The 19246-nt window shown below is 60.0% G+C and carries 17 protein-coding genes; 10 read left to right on the top strand and 7 right to left on the bottom strand.

The annotated features are described in order from the left end of the window. Positions 1 to 54 precede the first annotated feature (54 nt). Positions 55 to 1305 (bottom strand): kynureninase, encoded by a 1251-nt coding sequence (gene kynU / locus AC07VO_RS19730; RefSeq protein ID WP_495007663.1) that lies wholly within the window; start codon positions 1303 to 1305, stop codon positions 55 to 57. A 209-nt stretch (positions 1306 to 1514) separates the two neighbouring features. On the opposite strand from kynU, the gene AC07VO_RS19725 reads away from it, so the two are divergent. Then, positions 1515 to 1988, top strand: a complete 474-nt coding sequence (locus AC07VO_RS19725) for an Lrp/AsnC family transcriptional regulator (RefSeq protein ID WP_007939165.1) — start codon at positions 1515 to 1517, stop codon at positions 1986 to 1988. A 228-nt stretch (positions 1989 to 2216) separates the two neighbouring features. On the opposite strand, the gene AC07VO_RS19720 is transcribed toward AC07VO_RS19725, so the two are convergent. From AC07VO_RS19720 to AC07VO_RS19700, 5 genes are all read right to left on the bottom strand, one after another. Then, the gene (locus AC07VO_RS19720) at positions 2217 to 3230 is read right to left on the bottom strand and encodes an AraC family transcriptional regulator (protein ID WP_081625693.1); all 1014 of its coding nucleotides are present in this window, start codon (positions 3228 to 3230) and stop codon (positions 2217 to 2219) included. A gap of 22 nt (positions 3231 to 3252) precedes the next feature. Next, positions 3253 to 4656 (bottom strand): amino acid permease, encoded by a 1404-nt coding sequence (locus AC07VO_RS19715; protein ID WP_086945846.1) that lies wholly within the window; start codon positions 4654 to 4656, stop codon positions 3253 to 3255. A gap of 98 nt (positions 4657 to 4754) precedes the next feature. Next, entirely contained in the window at positions 4755 to 5609 is an 855-nt protein-coding gene (gene kynA, locus AC07VO_RS19710; protein WP_086945847.1) for a tryptophan 2,3-dioxygenase, read from the bottom strand. Beyond that, positions 5606 to 6271, bottom strand: a complete 666-nt coding sequence (gene kynB, locus AC07VO_RS19705) for an arylformamidase (RefSeq protein WP_026286331.1) — start codon at positions 6269 to 6271, stop codon at positions 5606 to 5608. The genes kynA and kynB overlap by 4 nt, the downstream gene beginning before the upstream one ends. A gap of 223 nt (positions 6272 to 6494) precedes the next feature. After that, entirely contained in the window at positions 6495 to 6935 is a 441-nt protein-coding gene (locus tag AC07VO_RS19700) for a GlcG/HbpS family heme-binding protein (RefSeq protein ID WP_007939170.1), read from the bottom strand. A 266-nt stretch (positions 6936 to 7201) separates the two neighbouring features. On the opposite strand from AC07VO_RS19700, the gene gcl reads away from it, so the two are divergent. From gcl to AC07VO_RS19660, 8 genes are all read left to right on the top strand, one after another. Continuing rightward, positions 7202 to 8977: a glyoxylate carboligase gene (gcl, locus tag AC07VO_RS19695; RefSeq protein ID WP_018925088.1), complete on the top strand. Its 1776-nt coding sequence runs from the start codon at positions 7202 to 7204 to the stop codon at positions 8975 to 8977. A gap of 135 nt (positions 8978 to 9112) precedes the next feature. Continuing rightward, positions 9113 to 9895 (top strand): hydroxypyruvate isomerase, encoded by a 783-nt coding sequence (hyi, locus tag AC07VO_RS19690; protein ID WP_086945848.1) that lies wholly within the window; start codon positions 9113 to 9115, stop codon positions 9893 to 9895. A gap of 164 nt (positions 9896 to 10059) precedes the next feature. Then, positions 10060 to 10953, top strand: coding sequence for a 2-hydroxy-3-oxopropionate reductase (locus AC07VO_RS19685; protein ID WP_018925086.1), 894 nt, complete (start codon positions 10060 to 10062; stop codon positions 10951 to 10953). Positions 10954 to 11176: 223 nt separating this feature from the next. Then, positions 11177 to 12457 carry a glycerate kinase type-2 family protein gene (locus AC07VO_RS19680; protein ID WP_086945849.1) on the top strand — a complete coding sequence of 427 codons (1281 nt, stop codon included), beginning with the start codon at positions 11177 to 11179 and terminating at the stop codon, positions 12455 to 12457. Next, complete coding sequence (gene pyk / locus AC07VO_RS19675) at positions 12447 to 13862, top strand: pyruvate kinase (protein WP_019648133.1); 1416 nt, start codon at positions 12447 to 12449, stop codon at positions 13860 to 13862. The genes AC07VO_RS19680 and pyk overlap by 11 nt, the downstream gene beginning before the upstream one ends. A gap of 218 nt (positions 13863 to 14080) precedes the next feature. Further along, positions 14081 to 14995: an urea transporter gene (locus tag AC07VO_RS19670; protein ID WP_086945850.1), complete on the top strand. Its 915-nt coding sequence runs from the start codon at positions 14081 to 14083 to the stop codon at positions 14993 to 14995. Between the two features lie 21 nt (positions 14996 to 15016). Beyond that, the gene (locus tag AC07VO_RS19665) at positions 15017 to 15841 is read left to right on the top strand and encodes an ion transporter (RefSeq protein WP_064619420.1); all 825 of its coding nucleotides are present in this window, start codon (positions 15017 to 15019) and stop codon (positions 15839 to 15841) included. A gap of 106 nt (positions 15842 to 15947) precedes the next feature. Next, a complete protein-coding gene (locus AC07VO_RS19660; protein WP_086945851.1) occupies positions 15948 to 16946 on the top strand; it encodes a sulfate ABC transporter substrate-binding protein in 999 nt (332 codons plus the stop codon). Between the two features lie 57 nt (positions 16947 to 17003). Here AC07VO_RS19660 and AC07VO_RS19655 read toward each other — a convergent pair whose 3' ends face one another. Continuing rightward, a complete protein-coding gene (locus AC07VO_RS19655; protein ID WP_086945852.1) occupies positions 17004 to 17636 on the bottom strand; it encodes a hypothetical protein in 633 nt (210 codons plus the stop codon). Positions 17637 to 17871: 235 nt separating this feature from the next. Here AC07VO_RS19655 and AC07VO_RS19650 point away from each other — a divergent pair, with 235 nt between their 5' ends. Continuing rightward, positions 17872 to 19077, top strand: a complete 1206-nt coding sequence (locus AC07VO_RS19650; protein WP_064619428.1) for an MFS transporter — start codon at positions 17872 to 17874, stop codon at positions 19075 to 19077. Positions 19078 to 19246 lie beyond the last annotated feature (169 nt).

The raw sequence follows: 19246 nt of genomic DNA, 5'->3' as shown, positions 1-19246 counted from the left end.
CCGAAGCCCTGCTGCCGGGAAATTCGCGGCAGCAGGACAAAGGCTCGGGGGGTATCAGGTGACGCTGTGGCGGATCTGGAATTGTTCTTGCGACCAGGTTTTCTGATCAAGTATTTCGCCGAGGATCTGCACCGCATCCCAGACCTCGGTGAAGCGGGTGTACAGCGGGGTGAAGCCGAACCGCATGATCCGCGGCTCGCGGTAGTCGCCGATCACGCCACGGGCGATCAAGGCCTGGATCACCGCATAACCTTGGGGATGTTCGAAACTGACATGGCTGCCACGCTTGGCGTGTTCGCGTGGAGTGACCAGGGTCAGCTCGTGAGCGGCGCAGCGCTGCTCGACCAACTGGATGAACAGGTCCGTCAGCGCCAGGGACTTGCTGCGCAGGCTGGCCATGTCGGTCTGGGCGAAGACATCCAGACCACACTCGATCATCGCCAATGAAGTGATGGGCTGGGTGCCGCACAAATAGCGGGCGATTCCGCTGCTCGGCTGGTAATGCGACTCCATGGCGAACTGCCGCGAATGACCGAACCAGCCGGACAGCGGTTGCGCCACCAGATCGCACAACTCAGGGGAAACCCAGACGAAAGCTTGCGAGCCCGGACCGCCATTGAGGTACTTGTAGGTGCAACCGATGGCGTAGTCGGCGCGCGCCTGATGCAGGTCGACCGGCACCGCCCCGGCGGAATGCGCCAGGTCCCAGATGGCCAGCGCGCCGCATTCATGGGTCAGCGCGGTCAGGGCCTGCATGTCGTGCATGTAGCCGGTCTTGTAGTTGACGTGGGTGAGCATGACCACCGCGGTGTCCTGGTCAATCGCTTGCGCCAGCTCTTGCGGGCTGTCGACCAGACGCAGGCTGTAGCCCTGCTGCAGCATGTCCGCCAGACCTTCGGCGATATACAGGTCAGTCGGAAAGTTGCTGGTCTCGCTGACGATCACCCGCCGCGTCGGTGCCCGCGTGGCCTGCACGCGCAGGGCGGCGCTGAGTACCTTGAACAGGTTGATCGAGGTGGTGTCGGTCACCACCACTTCGCCGTCACCGGCGCCAATCAGCCCCGACAGTCGATTGCCCAGACGCTCAGGCAAATCGCGCCAGCCAGCGCTGTTCCAACTGCGGATCAGGCCATTGCCCCATTCATCGGCGATCACTGCCTGAGCACGCGCCAGCGCTGCGACCGGGCGCGCGCCGAGGGAGTTGCCGTCGAGATAGATCACCCCTTCGGGGAGCGCAAACTGCTGACGCAGAGGGGCCAGAGCGTCCTGCGCATCAAGCGTCAGACAATCGTTTCTTGTAGTCATTGGGTGTCCTGCTTTTTGAAAGAAGTGCCGTCCGGGCAGATCGCAATAGTCGGGTGTGGGTGTCGTGTTTCAGGCGTTATTTGCGCCTTCACGATGAGGAAATAATGAACGAAGCTTTAGAGAATTTTCGTGCAAAGTAAGCAGCCATCTAGTATTTATCTCGTAGAAAATTCGAATCCAACGCCAAATATCGAGGATTTATTCTAGCCATGACTCTCGACCCGACAGACCTGCGGATCCTGCATCTCTTGCAACGAGATGGCCGTATCAGCAACCACGAAATGGCAGAGAAGGTCGCACTGTCGCCGTCGGCCTGTTTGCGCCGTTTACGCTTGCTGGAAAGTGAAGGAATCATCACTGGCTATCGCGCGATGCTGAACGCAGAGAAGCTGGGAGTCGAACTGGAAGCCATCGTCCATGTGTCATTGCGACAGGACGTCGAGGACTGGCACGAGACCTTCATCAAGAAGGTCCAGTTGTGGCCGGAAGTGGTCACCGCCTACGTGATTACCGGGGCGAGCAACTATGTGCTGCGGGTCCAGGCGCGCAACGTCAAACACTTCTCCGACTTCATCGTCAACCAACTGAACCGCACGGCGGGGGTGACTGATATCCGCTCGGAAATCGTGTTGCAGAAAATCAAGGAGCGGGAGACGTTGCTTGATTTGGTGGTGCGTAAGTGAGCGCCAGTTAATGGATATCGATGATCAGGTGATCAATTGTGGCGAGGGAGCTTGCTCCCGCTGGAGCGCGAAGCGGTCCTGAAATTCGCAACCGAGGTTTGTCAGAGATCCCCCATCCGCAGGCTTTAGGGCTGCTTCGCAGCCCAGCGGGAGCAAGCTCCCTCGCCACAAATAGAGCTTCATCAGGCTGCTGTCGCAGATCTGATTCAATTCTGGACACCGGGATATTCAGCCCCCGCGCATGCGCCGGGCTTCGTTACGCTGCAAGGTCGTGCTGGGGGACTCGTCGAACAACTTGCGGTATTCGGCGGAAAAACGTCCCAAATGCGTAAAGCCCCAGCCCATGGCAATCGCAGAAATATTGCGCGCCGAGCCGTGTTCGAGGATTTCCTGGCGCACAGCGTTCAACCGGTACTTTTTCAGGTAGACCATCGGCGACAGGGCGAAGTACTTCTTGAACGCCTCGCACAGCTTGAAACGCGAGACCCCGGCCGCGACCTCGATATCCTCCAGGTGCAAGGCTTCGCGAGCATTGTCGTGAATGTATTGCTTGGCCCTGATCAGGTAGTGCGGCAGTTTCACGCCGAGCACGTTGCGCAATTCTTCGGAGTAGTTGTTCGGCTGGGCGAGGATCAAGCCTTTGATCAATGAGCTTTCGATGTCCCGAGTGAAGACCACCTGTTCGTACAGTTCATTGCTGCGTTCCAGCTCCGCGATGAAATAACGCGCCATGCGCCACCACGAGGCCGACGCGCCGTCCACCGCATCCATCACCGGCTCGAAACGCAGCGGCGTATCCAACGGTCGCTGCAGCATGCCCTCCAGCGACTCGCTCATGGCGACGCGGGTGATCACCACCTGAACTTTGCGGCAGTCGCCGGAGATCGCCAGCATCTGGTTCTCGTTCGGGGAAATGATCACCCCTTGATCGCGGTTGGATTTCGACACGCTGCCATTCTTGCTCAGCTCCTGCTCGCCCACCAAAGGCAAACTCAGGCTGTAACTGCTGAAGTGCTCGGCGTCTTCGATATCGATGGTGACATCGGTGCCGTACGAGAGCGTGCCCAGGGTCGTGGCCATCGACTTGAACACATTGGCGCTGTGATGAAAGCGGATCCGCTCGGGCGTCGAAGTCTGGAGGCGGTGCGGCCCGCAGATACCAGACATCCAGCTCCTTGCACCCTCGAGGTCATAGTGATCGATACGAATGTCGCGAAACTGCGGATCAGCGTTGCTACTCATCACGGCGCACCCACGGCAAAGGCTATTGAACTATCGGCAAGGCCCGATCCTTGGCCATACGCATCCGGTAAAAACCGAAGATGATCAACACCCACACCGGTATGGCGAAGACTGAAGCGCGTATCCCTGGAATCATCAGCATGACGCAGACGATCATGGCCATGAAGGCCAGGCACAGGTAATTACTGTAAGGGAACCAGAACGCCTTGAAGCCCGGCACGATACCTCGCTGGCCCATGATTTTGCGAAATTTCAGGTGCGTCAGGCTGATCATCGCCCAGTTGATCATCAGCGATGCGACCACCAGTGCAAAGAGCAACTCAAGCGCTTGATGCGGGGCGAGGTAGTTAACCAGCACGGACAGCATGGTGATCAACGCAGATACGCCCAGCGCCAGTAGAGGCACGCCCTGCTTGTTCAGTTTCATCAGCGCCTTGGGTGCGTCGCCCTGTTCGGCCAGGCCATAGAGCATGCGGCTGTTGCAGTAGACGCCACTGTTATAGACAGAGAGCGCTGCGGTGAGCACCACGAAATTGAGGATGTGCGCTGCGGTGTCGCTGCCGATCAAGGAGAAGATCTGCACGAACGGGCTGCCGCTATAGGCATCGCCCGAAGCGCCCAGTGTCTGTAGCAGTTGATCCCACGGATACAGCGACAACAACACGGTGAGTGCGCCGACGTAGAAGATCAGCACGCGATAAACCACCTGGTTGATCGCCTTGGGAATCACCTTACCCGGCTCGCTGGCTTCAGCGGCGGTGATGCCGACCAGTTCCAGGCCGCCGAAGGAGAACATGATGAACGCCATGGACATCAGCAACCCAGTGGTGCCGTTGGGAAAGAAGCCGCCGTGACTCCACAGATTGCTGACCGAGGCCTGCGGGCCGCCCGTTCCGCTGAACAACATGTAGCAGCCCAGGACGATCATGCCAATGATCGCGACGACCTTGATGATTGCGAACCAGAACTCCATTTCGCCGAAGACTTTGACGTTCATCATATTGATCAAATTGACCAGGACGAAGAACACTGCCGCGCTGACCCAGGAGGGGACTTCCGGCCACCAGAACTGCACGTACTTGCCGACAGCCGTCAACTCGGCCATGCCCACCAGCACATACAGCACCCAGTAGTTCCAGCCGGACAGAAAGCCGGCATAGCCGCCCCAGTACTTGTGGGCAAAATGACTGAAGGAGCCGGCCACCGGTTCCTCGACAATCATCTCGCCCAGCTGGCGCATGATCAGAAAGGCGATGAAGCCGGCAATCGCATAGCCGAGGATCATCGACGGCCCGGCCGATTTGAGTACTCCGGCAGAGCCGAGAAACAACCCGGTCCCTATCGCTCCGCCCAATGCGATCAGCTGAATATGACGATTTTTCAGCCCTCGCTTGAGCTCGCCTTGCCTCAAGATTTCATCCGCCATCTGGTTACCTTTTAATTGTTATGGTCAGGCATGGTTTGAATGCGTCAATTTACTCAATTGCCGCTCGGTTTAAGCGTTCAAACATCATTCTCGGTAAATTAAAGAGTTGAGCGCACTCGCCACAACTCCGGGAACAACACGGTATCGAGCATCTTGCGCAGATAACCGACACCTTCTGTGCCACCGGTCCCTGGTTGAAAGCCGATGATCCGCTCGACCGTGGTCACATGCCGGAAGCGCCATTGACGGAACGAGTCCTCAAGGTCGATGAGTTTCTCCGCCAGCTGATAGAGATCCCAATAACGCGAAGGGTCAGTGTAGACCTCGCGCCAGGCGGCTTCGACCGACGCGTCATGCGCCGTCGGACTGCTCGGATCGCGCTCGAAACGCTGTGGGTCGATGGTCAAGCCTGCGCTGGCCATCAAGCGAATCGCCTCGTCATACAGCGACGGTGTGGCGATCGCCTTTTCAAGCGCCTGCAACAGTTCCGGCCGATGCGCGTGGGGGCGCAACAGGGTCGCGCTTTTGTTGCCCAGAATGAATTCGATCTCGCGGTACTGGAACGACTGAAAGCCCGATGACTGCCCCAGAAACGGCCGTATCGCGTGGTACTCGGTGGGTGTCATGGTGGCCAGCACCGTCCAGGCATGCACCAGTTGATCAAAAATCCGCGAGACCCGCGCCAGCATCTTGAACGCGGGCGGCAACTCTCCCTGTCGAATGTGTTCACGAGCGGCTTTGAGCTCGTGCAGCATCAGCTTCATCCACAGCTCTGACGTCTGATGCTGGATGATGAACAGCATCTCGTTATGGTCCGGAGATAACGGGTGCTGTGCGCTGAGAATGCGCCCCAGATCCAGGTAGTCGCCGTAGCTCATGGAGTCGGAAAAATTCAGCTCGGCGTTATGCCATTCTTCCGTCTGGTTTGCAGGTGAATAGGGGCATTGGCTCATTGAGTCGGCTCCTCAAGTTGCGGTTTATTCAGTGGACGCAAAATTGCCCTGACCGGACTGGCGTCCAGATGGGCAAAACGCAGCGGCAGCGCGATCAATTCATAGTCCCCTTCCGGGACGTCATCGAGCACGATGCCCTCGAGGATGGCCATGCCATGTCGGGCTACGGCATTGTGCGAATCCATGGTTTTGGATTGCTGAGGGTCCAGCGACGGCGTATCGATACCGATCAAGCGCACACCGAGGTTCGCCAGCAGGTCGACGGTTTCTTTGGCGACGGCGGTGAAATCCGGATCCCAGGCGCTCAATGGCGCTTGTTGCCAGGTGCGCAGCAGCACCCGTTCAGGCAGGTCTTGCAAGCGACCTTCAAGCTGCTCGGGGTGTACCAGCCGGCCGCTATTCAGGCAATGCAGCACACGGCAAGGCCCCATATAGACATCGAGCGACACATCGCCAATGGCCACTCCATCAGCGCTGTAATGCAGCGGCGCGTCGACATGGGCCCCCGTGTGAGGCGACAGGGTGATACGCCCGACATTCACCGGACACTCGGGTCCGAACGTCCAAACGCGCTCTTCCTGGAAAGGTGTGTCACCCGGCCAGGTAGGTGTAGCGGTGCTCAGAGGCGGGCTGATATCCCACCACGACAGTGTTGTTTTCATTGTAAAGCTCTCGGCCTGTTCCGAGAGAATGATACGAGTGATACCTATGAATTTTCTTGCGAAAATATTCGGCAACAGCCAAATGTTTCGCACAAAATTCTAAAAATCCGGAATTTACCGGATGGAAATTTCAACGGAGAAAGCAGGCAGCTAAAAAGCTGTTTTCGTCCGCAAGGCACTTTCGCGAGCAAGCTCGCGAAAGCGGTAAATCAGGCGCCGAAGATCAACCAGCCACCCCCGCATCCGCCTTCAACCCCTGCCCCTCGATCGCGCGGATCGCACATTGCTCATCGACATCTGACAGATCACCGCTGATGCCCACCGCTCCCAACACAGTCCCGTCCTGATCCCGAACCAACACGCCGCCGGGTACCGGGACGACGCTGCCCTGCCCCAGACTATTCAGCGCGGCGAAGAAGGCCGGGCGTTGTTGGGCGTCCTGTGCCAGCAGGCGTGAGCCCTTGCCCAGGGCAATCGCGCCCCAGGCCTTGCCGATGGCGATCTGCGGACGCAGCAGGCTGGCGCCGTCTTCCCGTTGCAGCGTTATCAGGTGCCCGCCGGCATCCAGTACTGCAACGGTCAATGGCGCGGCAGAGATCGCCCGCCCCGCGGTGATGGCCTGATCGGCCAGGTTGACTGCGACTTTCAAGGTTAAAGCGCTCATGGTGCCGTCCTCATTTTGTTATAGGGAAAGCCGTTGGATTGCTTTGTGTTGCGCAATCCGATGCAACAAATAGAACACAATGAATTATTTTTTTGTATACAATAATTTTCGAAAAGCGCGACATGCGACGAAAAGCCACAGTTATTTGGGCTTCCGACGAATGAAACAGCCGCTTGAGAAAATGGATTGACCTGCGCCGTCCGCCGTGAATACACTCTGCGCAAAGCCACTTGTATACAATTACAAAACGTAAGAGGCACAAAACCATGAGCAAAATGAGAGCAATCGAAGCCGCCGTTCTGGTGATGCGCCGCGAAGGGGTCGATACCGCTTTTGGCATCCCGGGCGCCGCGATCAACCCGCTGTACTCCGCCTTGCAGAAGGTCGGTGGCATCGATCACGTCCTCGCTCGCCACGTTGAAGGCGCCTCGCACATGGCCGAGGGTTACACCCGCACCAAGGCCGGCAACATCGGCGTGTGCATCGGCACATCGGGACCTGCCGGTACTGACATGGTCACCGGGCTCTACAGCGCTTCGGCCGACTCGATCCCGATCCTGTGCATCACCGGGCAAGCACCGCGGGCCCGTATGCACAAGGAAGACTTCCAGGCCGTCGACATCACCAGCATAGTCAAGCCGGTCACCAAGTGGGCGACCACGGTTCTGGAGCCGGGCCAGGTGCCTTACGCGTTCCAGAAAGCCTTCTATGAGATGCGTTCCGGCCGTCCGGGCCCGGTGCTGATCGACCTGCCGTTCGACGTGCAGATGGCCGAAATCGAATTCGACATCGACGCCTACCAGCCGCTGCCATTGGCCAAGCCGAGCGCGACCCGCGTGCAGGTGGAAAAAGCCCTGGCCATGCTCGACCAGGCTGAACGCCCATTGCTGGTGGCCGGTGGCGGCATCATCAATGCCGACGCCAGCGAGTTGCTGGTGGAGTTCGCCGAGCTGACCGGTATTCCGGTCATCCCGACCCTGATGGGCTGGGGCACCATCCCGGACGATCACCCGCTGATGGTCGGCATGGTCGGCCTGCAAACCTCGCACCGTTATGGCAACGCCACGATGCTGAAGTCCGACGTGGTGCTGGGTGTCGGTAACCGCTGGGCCAACCGTCACACCGGTTCGGTCGACGTTTACACCGAAGGCCGCAAATTCATTCACGTCGACATCGAACCGACCCAGATCGGCCGCGTGTTCACCCCGGACCTGGGCATCGTGTCCGACGCCGCTGCCGCGTTGACCGTGTTCATCGAAGTCGCTCGCGAGTGGCAAGCCGCCGGCAAACTGAAAAACCGCAGCGCCTGGCTGCAAGACTGTCAGCAGCGCAAAGCCAGCCTGCAGCGCAAGACTCACTTCGACAACGTGCCGGTCAAGCCGCAGCGCGTTTACGAAGAGATGAACCAGGTGTTCGGCAAGGACACCTGCTACGTCAGCACCATCGGTCTGTCGCAGATTGCCGGCGCGCAGTTCCTGCACGTCTACAAACCGCGTCACTGGATCAACTGCGGCCAGGCCGGCCCGTTGGGCTGGACCATTCCGGCCGCGCTCGGCGTGGTCAAGGCCGATCCGACCCGCAAGGTGGTGGCGCTCTCGGGCGACTACGACTTCCAGTTCATGATCGAAGAACTGGCGGTGGGCGCGCAGTTCAAGCTGCCGTACATCCACGTCGTGGTGAACAACTCGTACCTGGGGCTGATCCGTCAGGCGCAGCGCGGTTTCGACATGGACTACTGCGTGCAGCTGTCCTTCGACAACCTCAACGCTCCAGAGCTCAACGGCTACGGTGTCGACCATGTCGCGGTCGCCGAAGGCCTGGGTTGCAAGGCCCTGCGGGTATTCGAACCGGGCCAGATCCAGCCTGCCCTGCGCAAGGCTCAGGAGATGATCGAAGAGTTCAAGGTGCCGGTAATCGTCGAGATCATTCTGGAGCGCGTGACCAACATTTCCATGGGCACCGAAATCAACGCCGTCAACGAATTCGAAGACCTGGCGCTGGTCGGCAACGATGCGCCAACGGCGATTTCGCTGCTCGATTAACTGCTGATCGTTCCCCTGTGGGAGCCGGCTTGCTGGCGATGGCGATGTGTCAATCACATCAATGTCGATTGATACACCTCCATCGCCAGCAAGCCGGCTCCCACAGGAGGCCTCACACATATACGGGAGACCACCATGCCGCGTTTCGCAGCCAACCTGTCCATGCTGTTCACCGAGCAGGATTTTCTTGCCCGTTTCGACGCTGCCGCCAAGGCCGGCTTCAGTGGTGTCGAATACCTGTTCCCCTATGACTTCAGCTCTGCCGAAATCAAGGCCAGGCTCGATGCCAACGGTCTGACCCAGGTGCTGTTCAACCTGCCGGCCGGTGACTGGGCCAAGGGCGAACGCGGTATCGCGTGCCTGCCGGATCGGGTCGAAGAGTTCCGCGCCGGTGTCGATCTGGCCATTGCCTACGCCCAAGTGCTGGGCAACACCCAGGTCAACTGCCTGGCCGGTATTCGTCCACAAGGCGTCGACGAGGCCACCGTGGAAAAAACCTTCGTCGCCAACCTCAAGTACGCGGCCGACAAGCTGCAAGCGGCGGGCATCAAACTGGTGATGGAAGCGATCAACACCCGCGACACTCCGGGCTTCTACCTGAACAACACGGCGCAAGCCCTGTCGATTCGCGAACAGGTCGGCAGCGCCAACCTGTTCCTGCAATACGACATCTATCACATGCAAATCATGGAGGGCGACCTGGCCCGCACCATGGCCGCGCACCTGGACGAGATCAACCACGTGCAATTGGCAGACAACCCAGGGCGCAACGAACCGGGCACAGGTGAAATCAACTACCGCTTCCTGTTCGAACATCTGGACCGCATCGGTTATCAGGGTTGGGTCGGCTGTGAATACAAGCCGCTGACCACGACTGAAGCGGGCCTGGGCTGGTTGAAAACCCATAACGCTGTTTGATCCGGCACCGTGTCATCGTTCTTCGCGGGCAAGTCGGATCGCCGCACCGCTCGCTCCTACAGGGGCCTGGGTTGTCTGTAGGAGCGAGGCTTGCCCGCGAAGGCGTCCTCGCTGCCACCCCACGAATTTTGCGAATAGAGCAATAAAAACAAGAGGATTTTCTCATGGCTAAAATCGGATTTATCGGCACCGGCATCATGGGCCACCCAATGGCGTTGAACCTGCAGAAAGCCGGTCACAGCCTGTTCCTGTCGGCGCACCACGACGCCGCCCCTGCCGATCTGCTGGCTGCTGGCGCCGTTGCGCTGGCCAACCCGAAAGAAGTCGCCCAGGAAGCCGAATTCATCATCGTCATGGTGCCGGATACCCCGCAGGTCGATGACGTGCTGTTCCGCGCCGACGGTGTTGCGGCGGGTGTCAGCAAGGGCAAAGTCGTGATCGACATGAGCTCGATCTCGCCGACCGCCACCAAAACCTTCGCCGCCAAAATCAACGAGAAAGGCGCGCAATACCTCGACGCACCGGTTTCCGGCGGTGAAGTCGGCGCCAAGGCTGCGACCCTGAGCATCATGGTCGGTGGTGAGGCCGATGCCTTCGAACGCGCCCTGCCGCTGTTCCAGGCCATGGGCAAGAACATCACCCTGGTCGGTGGCAACGGCGACGGGCAAACCGCGAAAGTGGCGAACCAGATCATCGTCGCGCTGAACATCCAGGCCGTGGCCGAAGCGCTGCTGTTCGCCTCGAAAAACGGTGCCGACCCAGCGAAAGTGCGTGAAGCGCTGATGGGTGGTTTCGCCTCGTCGAAGATCCTGGAAGTTCACGGCGAGCGCATGATCAAGGGCACCTTCGACCCGGGCTTCCGCATCAGCCTGCACCAGAAGGACCTGAACCTGGCCCTGGCCGGTGCGCGCGAGCTGAACATCAACCTGCCGAACACCGCCAATACCCAACAGGTGTTCAGCACCTGTGCGGCCATCGGTGGCAGCAACTGGGATCACTCGGCGCTGATCAAGGGCCTGGAACACATGGCGAATTTCTCGATTCGCGACAAGAAGTAAGCCCTGCCCCAAACCGCATCAAACCTGCAGGAGCGAGCCTGTGGCGAGGGGGCTTGCCCCCGTTTGAGTGCGTAGCACTCACAAGATCTTCAGTGCATCACAGATTTTGGGGCTGCTTCGCAACCCAACGGGGCGGTGCGGCGTTCCGACAAGCCCCCTCGCCACAGAGTCGCTCCCACAGGGTCCGCGACAAACCCAATAACAAGAATTCCGGGAGCCCGCCATGTCGGTCAATCCGCAACAATTGCTGCGCGAGCTGTTTGCCACAGCCGTCGACGCGGCCCATCCGCAGCATGTCCTTGAAGCCCATTTGCCAACCGACCGCAGCGGTCGGGTGATCGTCATCGGCGCCGGTAAAGCCGCCGCAGCCATGGCCCAGGTGGTCGAACGCTGCTGGCAGGGTGAAGTGTCTGGCCTGGTGGTGACCCGCTACGGCCACGGTGCCCCGTGCGAAAAAATCGAAGTGGTCGAAGCCGCGCACCCGGTGCCGGATGCTGCCGGTCTGGCCGTCGCGAAACGGGTTCTGGAACTGGTCAGCGACCTGAGCGAAGACGACCGCGTGATCTTCCTGCTCTCGGGCGGTGGCTCTGCCCTGCTCGCCTTGCCCGCCGCCGGCATCACCCTCGCCGACAAGCAATCGATCAACAAAGCGCTGCTCAAATCCGGCGCGACCATTGGCGAGATGAACTGCGTGCGCAAGCACCTCTCGGCGATCAAGGGTGGGCGTCTGGGCAAAGCCTGCTGGCCCGCCACGGTTTACACCTATGCGATTTCCGATGTGCCGGGCGACCTCGCCACCGTCATCGCCTCCGGCCCCACCGTGGCCGACCCGAGCACCTCGGCTGAAGCGTTGGCGATCCTCAAGCGTTATGCCATCGAAGTCCCGGCCTCGGTGCGCACCTGGCTGCAAAGTCCCGAGTCGGAGACGGTCAAACCTGGCGATCCGAGCCTGGCCCGCAGTCATTTCCAATTGATCGCCCGCCCACAGCAGTCACTGGAAGCGGCGGCGGTGAAAGCCCGTCAGGCGGGTTTCAGCCCGTTGATTCTCGGCGACCTGGAAGGTGAATCCCGGGAAGTGGCGAAGGTCCACGCCGGCATTGCGCGGCAGATCGTCCAGCACGGCCAGCCGCTGGCGGCGCCGTGCGTGATTCTGTCCGGCGGCGAAACCACCGTCACCGTGCGCGGCAATGGCCGTGGCGGGCGCAACGCCGAATTCCTGTTGAGCCTGACCGACAGCCTCAAAGGCCTGCCCGGCGTCTACGCCCTGGCCGGTGACACCGACGGCATCGACGGCTCCGAAGACAACGCCGGCGCCATCATGACTCCGGACAGCTATGCCCGTGCCGCCGCCCTCGGCCTCACTGCCTGCGATGAGCTGGACAATAACAATGGCTATGGCTACTTCGCGGCGCTCGATGCACTGATCGTCACCGAGCCGACCCGTACCAACGTCAACGACTTCCGCGCCATTCTGATTCTCGAGAGCCCTAAACATGACGCCTGACAAGAAGGTCAAAATCCTCGCCACCCTCGGCCCGGCCACCGACGGGATCGACGATATCCGTGAACTGGTGCGCGCCGGGGTCAATATCTTTCGCCTGAACTTCAGCCACGGCGATCACGCCGACCATGCGCAGCGCTATCAGTGGATTCGTGAAGTCGAGCGCCAGCTGAATTATCCGCTGGGGATTCTGATGGACCTGCAAGGTCCGAAACTGCGGGTCGGCAAATTCGCCCAGGGCAAAGTGCAGCTGTATCGCGGCCAGGCGCTGCGCCTGGATCTGGATGCAACGCCGGGGGACGAGCGCCGGGTCAACCTGCCCCACCCGGAAATCATCGCCGCGCTGGAGCCCGGCATGGACCTGCTGCTGGATGACGGTAAGTTGCGTCTGCGAGTGGTGACCAAGTACGCCGACGCCATCGACACCACGGTGCTCAACGGCGGCGAGCTGTCGGACCGCAAAGGCGTCAACGTGCCGCAAGCGGTGCTCGACCTGAGCCCGCTGACCGCCAAGGACCGCCGTGATTTGAGCTTCGGTCTGGAGCTGGGGGTGGACTGGGTCGCGCTGTCGTTCGTGCAACGCCCGGAAGACATCCGCGAAGCCCGCGCGCTGATCGGCGACAAAGCGTTCTTGATGGCCAAGATCGAGAAGCCATCGGCCGTGACTCAGCTGCGGGAAATCGCTGAATTGAGCGATGCGATCATGGTCGCTCGCGGTGATCTGGGCGTGGAAGTGCCGGCCGAAAGCGTGCCGCAGATTCAGAAAAACATCATCGGCACCTGCCGCCAACTCGGCAAACCGGTGGTGGTGGCGACGCAGATGCTGGAGTCGATGCGCTTCTCCCCGGCCCCGACCCGCGCCGAAGTCACCGACGTCGCCAACGCGGTGGCCGAAGGCGCGGATGCGGTGATGCTGTCGGCGGAAACCGCGTCTGGCGAGTACCCGCTGGAAGCCGTGCAGATGATGAGCAAGATCATCCGCCAGGTGGAAAACGGCCCGGATTATCAGACCCAACTGGACGTGAGCCGGCCAAAAGCCGAGGCCACGGTGTCGGACGCGATCAGTTGCGCGATCCGCCGCATCAGCAACGTGCTGCCGGTGGCGGTGCTGGTGAACTACAGCGAGTCCGGCACTTCGAGCCTGCGGGCCGCACGGGAGCGGCCGACGGTGCCGATCCTCAACCTGACGCCAAACCTGCAAACCGCCCGGCGATTGACGGTGGCGTGGGGCGTGCACTCGGTGGTCAACGATCGACTGCGACAGGTGGATGAAGTGTGCTCGACGGCGCTGGAAATCGCCCAGGCTCAGGGGATGGCTCAGCGCGGGGATACGCTGCTGATTACCGCGGGCGTGCCCTTTGGGCAGCCGGGGTCAACCAATTCGTTGCGCATCGAGACATTGCTCTAAAGAACTCCCCCTGTAAGAGCTACCCCGGTAAGAACTACCCCTGTGGCGAGGGAGCTCGCTCCCGCTCGGCTGCGAAGCAGTCGTCGCTTTGGCATGACGGTTTCAACAGAAAGACCGCATTGCTGATTTCAGGGCTGCTCCGCAGCCCAGCGGGAGCAAGCTCCCTCGCCACAGGTTTGTGCAAGACCCTGGATTTTCCTCTGCCCTAGACCCCACCCATGCCTGCCAACCACTTCAACACCCACTGCCCCGACTGGGCGACCGCCCTGCTTAACGGCTTCAGCCAGATCTTTCTCCAGCGCCATCCGCTGAGCGGGCTGTTGTGTCTGTTAGCGATTCTTTTCACCGCGCCCGCTCTGCTCGGCGGTGCGCTGCTGGGCGGTGTCGCCGGGTTGCTTACCGCGCAACGTCGCGGGTATGCCAAGGCGGATCGTCAGGCCGGGCTGTTCAGTTACAACGGTATTTTGCTCGGCCTGCTGCTGAGCCTGTATTTCCCATGGTCAGCACTGTTGCCACCGCTGATCATCGCCTGCGGCGGCCTGAGTGCGATGTTCACTCAGCAATGGCTCAAAGGTGCTCGCGATCATCGATGTCTACCGGCGTACACCGCACCCTTCGTTGGGTTGAGCTGGTTATTGCTCGGCTTTGCCGCACCACAGCAACCCGCGCCGCTGATCGAACTGAACACCCTCAACCTGCTCGCTGCCGAATTGAAAGGCCTGGGGCAAGTCATGTTTCTCGGCCATCCCCTGGCCGGCGCGCTGATTGCCGCCGGATTACTGATCGCCGATCGCCACGCCTTTGTCTGGGCGCTGCTGGGCTCCGCTGCCGGCCTCGGATTTGCCCTTCTGCATGGCGAAACTTCAAATGCCTTGCAGGGTTTGAGCGGTTACAACGCGGTACTCGCCGCCCTCGCCTTCAGCCCGCAACGCCGCCAACCCTGGCTGCCGCTGCTCGGCATTCTGCTCGCGGTATTGCTCACGCCGGGGTTCGCCGCACTGGGCCTGGCAACGCTGACCGCGCCGTTCATTCTTGCCTGCTGGCTGATTCGCGCTGGCATTCGGGTGTTGCGTCAGTCCGCCATGGACAGCGCACCTTGCGCTAGCGGGGAGAATCACCCTAGGCTGCGCTGATTCTCGATTCAGGCGTTATCCATGGACAGCAGCAAAAACTGGCGTGAAGAGCTTTACGTCATGATCTTCCAGACCGACACCCGGGCCGGTCGGCGCTTCGACAGCATCTTGTTGTTGATCATCCTCGCCAGCCTGGTGATCGTGGTTCTGGACAGTATCGACAGCGTTCACCAGAACTACGCCGACGTGCTGGCGTACATCGAATGGGGCTTCACCGTCATTTTCGTCATCGAATACGGCCTGCGCCTGTATTGCTCGCCCAAGCCGCTGCGCTACGCGTTCAGCTTCTATGGACTGGTGGATTTGCTCGCGATCGTGCCGGGTATCCTCGCGCTGTATTACAGCGATGCGCAGTACCTGCTGATCATCCGGATCATACGAATGCTGCGGATTTTCCGCGTCCTCAAGCTCAGCCCGTATCTGAAACAAGCCAACTATTTGATGTCGGCGTTGCGCGGCAGCAAGCAGAAAATCGTCGTATTTCTGCTCAGCGTCAGCACCCTGGTGACGGTGTTCGGCACCTTGATGTACGTGATCGAAGGCCCGGAGCACGGCTTCACCAGCATCCCCAAAGGGATCTATTGGGCTATCGTGACGCTGACCACCGTGGGTTTTGGCGACATCGTGCCCAAGACGCCGCTGGGCCAGGTGATTTCATCCCTGGTGATGATCACCGGTTACTCGATCATCGCTGTGCCGACGGGGATCTTTACCGCGGAACTGGCCAACGCCATGCGCGGTGATCAACTGCAACACGATTGCCCGGTCTGCAAGAAAAACAGCCACGAGCACAGCGCGGCGTTCTGCTCTCGTTGTGGCAATGCGTTGTTCAAGAAAATGGAATAAGCAAAGTGTTTTTTAATCTTTAAGCGACTATGCGAGTCCGGCTATAGTCGCTGGCAAATTGCCAATAATCTCCATCGAACACGTTTGATAAAACAAGGAATGCGCAGTGAAAAAACTCTTTGGCGCCTCACTTCTGGCCGCTGGCCTGGCCTTGAGCAGCCTGGCTCAGGCCGCACCGACCCTGCTTAACGTTTCCTACGACGTGATGCGAGATTTCTACAAGGACTACAACGCTGCCTTCCAGAAACACTGGCAAGCCGAGCACAACGAAAACATCACGCTGCAGATGTCCTTCGGCGGCTCCAGCAAACAGGCGCGCTCGGTGATCGATGGCCTGCCGGCTGACGTCATCACCATGAACATGGCCACCGACATCAACGCCCTGGCGGACAACGGCAAACTGGTCCCGGACAACTGGGTCACACGCCTGCCGAACAACAGCGCGCCGTTCACTTCGGCCACCGTATTCATCGTGCGCAAAGGTAACCCGAAAGCCCTGAAAGACTGGCCGGACCTGCTCAAGGACGGCGTGCAGGTGATCGTCCCCAACCCGAAAACCTCGGGCAACGGCCGCTACACCTACCTCTCGGCCTGGGGCTATGTGCTGAAAAATGGCGGTGACGAAAACAAGGCAAAAGCCTTCGTCGGCAAACTGTTCAAACAAGCGCCGGTGCTGGATACCGGTGGCCGCGCCGCCACGACTACGTTCATGACCAACCAGATCGGCGACGTGCTGGTGACCTTCGAAAACGAAGCGGAAATGATTGCTCGCGAGTTTGGTCGTGATCAGTTCGAAGTGATTTACCCAAGTGTTTCCGCCGAAGCCGAGCCGCCGGTGTCGGTGGTCGACAAAACCGTCGACAAGAAAGGCACTCGCGCGGCGGCCGAGGAGTATCTGAAATACCTGTGGTCGCCGGAAGGTCAGGAAATTGCGGCTGCCAACTACCTGCGTCCGCGTGACCCGGCGGTGCTGGCGAAATACACCGATCGCTTCCCGAAAGTGGATTTCCTGTCGGTGGAGAAGACCTTTGGTGACTGGCGCACCGTGCAGAAGACTCACTTCAATGATGGTGGGGTTTTCGACCAGATTTACAACGGCCAGTAATCACTGAGTTCAATGAAAGAGGCGACCTGTGAAGGTCGCCTTTTTTGTGGGATACCGTTACATCGGCGGCGTCACACCGTCCTTGCCGGCCGAGATGGATTGAGCGGTCAATGTCCCGTCGGCACTCTGGGTCACAAACGTCACGATCTTCACCCCCACCTTCAACAAGCTGCGATCCCCCGGCACCAGATTGACGATCGGCACATCCTCCGGCACCAGAATCGTCTGTTGGCCGCCCTTGTAATTGACGGTCAGAACCCGGCCGTTGCTGACCACCAGATCGCCTACGCTGCCATTGGTCATGCTGCTGCCCTTGACCAGATCAAAAGGCCGATGGCCGTCGCCGCTGCCGGCCAGTTCCGGCGGGAAGACGTGGACTTCCAGCGCCTTGAGCGTGCCATCCTCCTGCGGCACGGCAGCCGAGCCGATGTAGCTGCCGGGCTTGATGTCTTCGATATTGGCCAGGGTGACAGCGCGGATTTTGGTGTCCTTGGTCAGGTGGATCAGCACGTTTTCGCCGCTGTTGACATGGACCTTCATGACGTCGGCGCTGATGCCGGTGATCTCGCCGCGCACGCCAATGCGCATTCCCGGCGGCACATCGGCGGCCTGGGCAAGACCTGCCGTGAACAAACTGATCAAGGTAACAACGCAAGCGCCGCGAATCAGGTGACGGAACATCGCATTCATATCGAAGTACCTTCCGGTTTATGGAGCGCAGGAGAACATAAGCACGCTATCGAAGAGGATGTCAGTGAATGTATCATCGGATCCCACTGTTTGGACGCATGGTTCATCGCCAGACAGCGCATACCGGCGTTACTCATTCCGCAAAAGAATGATTACTATCAATCCAAACCCTCTTCCGCCGCTCTAGCCAGCCGATTAGCCTCTGCGCATTCCTTCTTGTTCAGCGAGCCATGTTATGAATCCAGCGACTCAGGCGCCCCACGGTGCCGCGACAATGACCCGGGGCATGGTGCTGCTTTTCGCCTTCTGCTGCGGCGCGATCGTCGCCAACATCTACTACGCCCAGCCGATCATCGGCCTGATCGCGCCGGACATCGGCCTGACCGACACCATGGCCAGCCTGATCGTTTCGCTGACGCAGATTGGTTATGCGCTGGGCCTGTTCTTCCTGGTACCGCTGGGTGATCTGCTGGAGAACCGTCGCTTGATGATCATCACCACCGTGGTGGCGATTGCCAGTTTGCTGGGCGCGGCGTTCACCGATCAGCCGAACGTGTTTCTGCTGATTTCGTTGCTGGTGGGTTTCAGCTCGGTGTCGGTACAGATCCTGATTCCGCTGGCCGCCCACCTGACGCCGGAAGCGTCGCGCGGCCGCGTGGTTGGCGGGATCATGGGCGGTCTGCTGCTGGGGATTCTGCTGGCCCGGCCGGTGTCCAGCGTAGTGGCCGACCACTTCGGCTGGCGCGCTATGTTCGTCATTGCCGCAGTTTTGATGGCTGCAATCAGCATCGTACTGGCCCTGACGGTGCCCAAGCGCCAGCCTGATCACAGCGCCTCTTATGGCCAGTTACTGGGCTCGCTCTGGACGCTGCTGCGCCAGCAACCGGTGTTGCGTCAACGGGCGTTTTATCAGGGTTGCATGTTCGCTACGTTCAGCCTGTTCTGGACCGCCGTGCCGCTGGAACTGGCGCGCAATCATGGCTTGTCGCAAACCCAGATCGCGATCTTCGCCCTGGTCGGAGCCATCGGCGCGATTGCCGCACCCATCGCTGGTCGACTGGCCGATGCCGGCCACACCCGCCTCGCCTCGCTGCTGGCGATGCTGTTCGCCAGCCTGAGCTTCCTGCCGGCCTTCATCCACCCGGCCTACAGCGTCATCGGCCTGGCCGTGACCGGCGTGGTACTGGATTTCTGCGTGCAAATGAACATGGTCCTCGGCCAGCGTGCGGTCTACACCCTCGACGCCAAGAGCCGCGGCCGTCTGAATGCGCTGTACATGACCAGCATCTTCATCGGCGGCGCGTTCGGCTCATCAGTGGCCAGTGCGGTGTACGAACACGGTGGCTGGTTGTGGATCGTGATTGTCGGCAGCGTGTTTCCGCTGCTGGCGTTGTTGCGGTTTTTGAGTGCTTCGGAGAAGCCGGCACTGGCGACGGCGTAACAACGTTAGAAACATCGTGAACAAACGTAAGTCCCTGTGTGAGCGGGCTTGTCCGCGAAAGCGTCAGGAAGCACTAACGCGACTGCATAAGGAGCTGAAAAGCCGGTCGTTTCGTTTATTGCGATTTTCGTTTGATTCGAATAGCCTTCCAATATCGATTATTCAGAAT

The organism is Pseudomonas sp. GW821-FHT03E01, assembly GCF_059420765.1.
Note: the sequence above shows the minus strand (reverse complement) of the source record. Positions and strands in the feature narration are given on the sequence as shown.

What these genes read in the sequence shown, in the direction of transcription:
- AC07VO_RS19720 (WP_081625693.1), bottom strand. Translation starts at nt 3,230, where the DNA reads ATGAGTAGCAACGCTGATCCGCAGTTTCGCGACATTCGTATCGATCAC.
- AC07VO_RS19725 (WP_007939165.1), top strand. Translation starts at nt 1,515, where the DNA reads ATGACTCTCGACCCGACAGACCTGCGGATCCTGCATCTCTTGCAACGA.
- kynU (WP_495007663.1), bottom strand. Translation starts at nt 1,305, where the DNA reads ATGACTACAAGAAACGATTGTCTGACGCTTGATGCGCAGGACGCTCTG.
- AC07VO_RS19715 (WP_086945846.1), bottom strand. Translation starts at nt 4,656, where the DNA reads ATGGCGGATGAAATCTTGAGGCAAGGCGAGCTCAAGCGAGGGCTGAAA.
- AC07VO_RS19650 (WP_064619428.1), top strand. Translation starts at nt 17,872, where the DNA reads ATGAATCCAGCGACTCAGGCGCCCCACGGTGCCGCGACAATGACCCGG.
- AC07VO_RS19670 (WP_086945850.1), top strand. Translation starts at nt 14,081, where the DNA reads ATGCCTGCCAACCACTTCAACACCCACTGCCCCGACTGGGCGACCGCC.
- AC07VO_RS19685 (WP_018925086.1), top strand. Translation starts at nt 10,060, where the DNA reads ATGGCTAAAATCGGATTTATCGGCACCGGCATCATGGGCCACCCAATG.
- kynA (WP_086945847.1), bottom strand. Translation starts at nt 5,609, where the DNA reads ATGAGCCAATGCCCCTATTCACCTGCAAACCAGACGGAAGAATGGCAT.
- gcl (WP_018925088.1), top strand. Translation starts at nt 7,202, where the DNA reads ATGAGCAAAATGAGAGCAATCGAAGCCGCCGTTCTGGTGATGCGCCGC.
- pyk (WP_019648133.1), top strand. Translation starts at nt 12,447, where the DNA reads ATGACGCCTGACAAGAAGGTCAAAATCCTCGCCACCCTCGGCCCGGCC.
- AC07VO_RS19655 (WP_086945852.1), bottom strand. Translation starts at nt 17,636, where the DNA reads ATGAATGCGATGTTCCGTCACCTGATTCGCGGCGCTTGCGTTGTTACC.
- AC07VO_RS19680 (WP_086945849.1), top strand. Translation starts at nt 11,177, where the DNA reads ATGTCGGTCAATCCGCAACAATTGCTGCGCGAGCTGTTTGCCACAGCC.
- AC07VO_RS19700 (WP_007939170.1), bottom strand. Translation starts at nt 6,935, where the DNA reads ATGAGCGCTTTAACCTTGAAAGTCGCAGTCAACCTGGCCGATCAGGCC.
- hyi (WP_086945848.1), top strand. Translation starts at nt 9,113, where the DNA reads ATGCCGCGTTTCGCAGCCAACCTGTCCATGCTGTTCACCGAGCAGGAT.
- kynB (WP_026286331.1), bottom strand. Translation starts at nt 6,271, where the DNA reads ATGAAAACAACACTGTCGTGGTGGGATATCAGCCCGCCTCTGAGCACC.
- AC07VO_RS19665 (WP_064619420.1), top strand. Translation starts at nt 15,017, where the DNA reads ATGGACAGCAGCAAAAACTGGCGTGAAGAGCTTTACGTCATGATCTTC.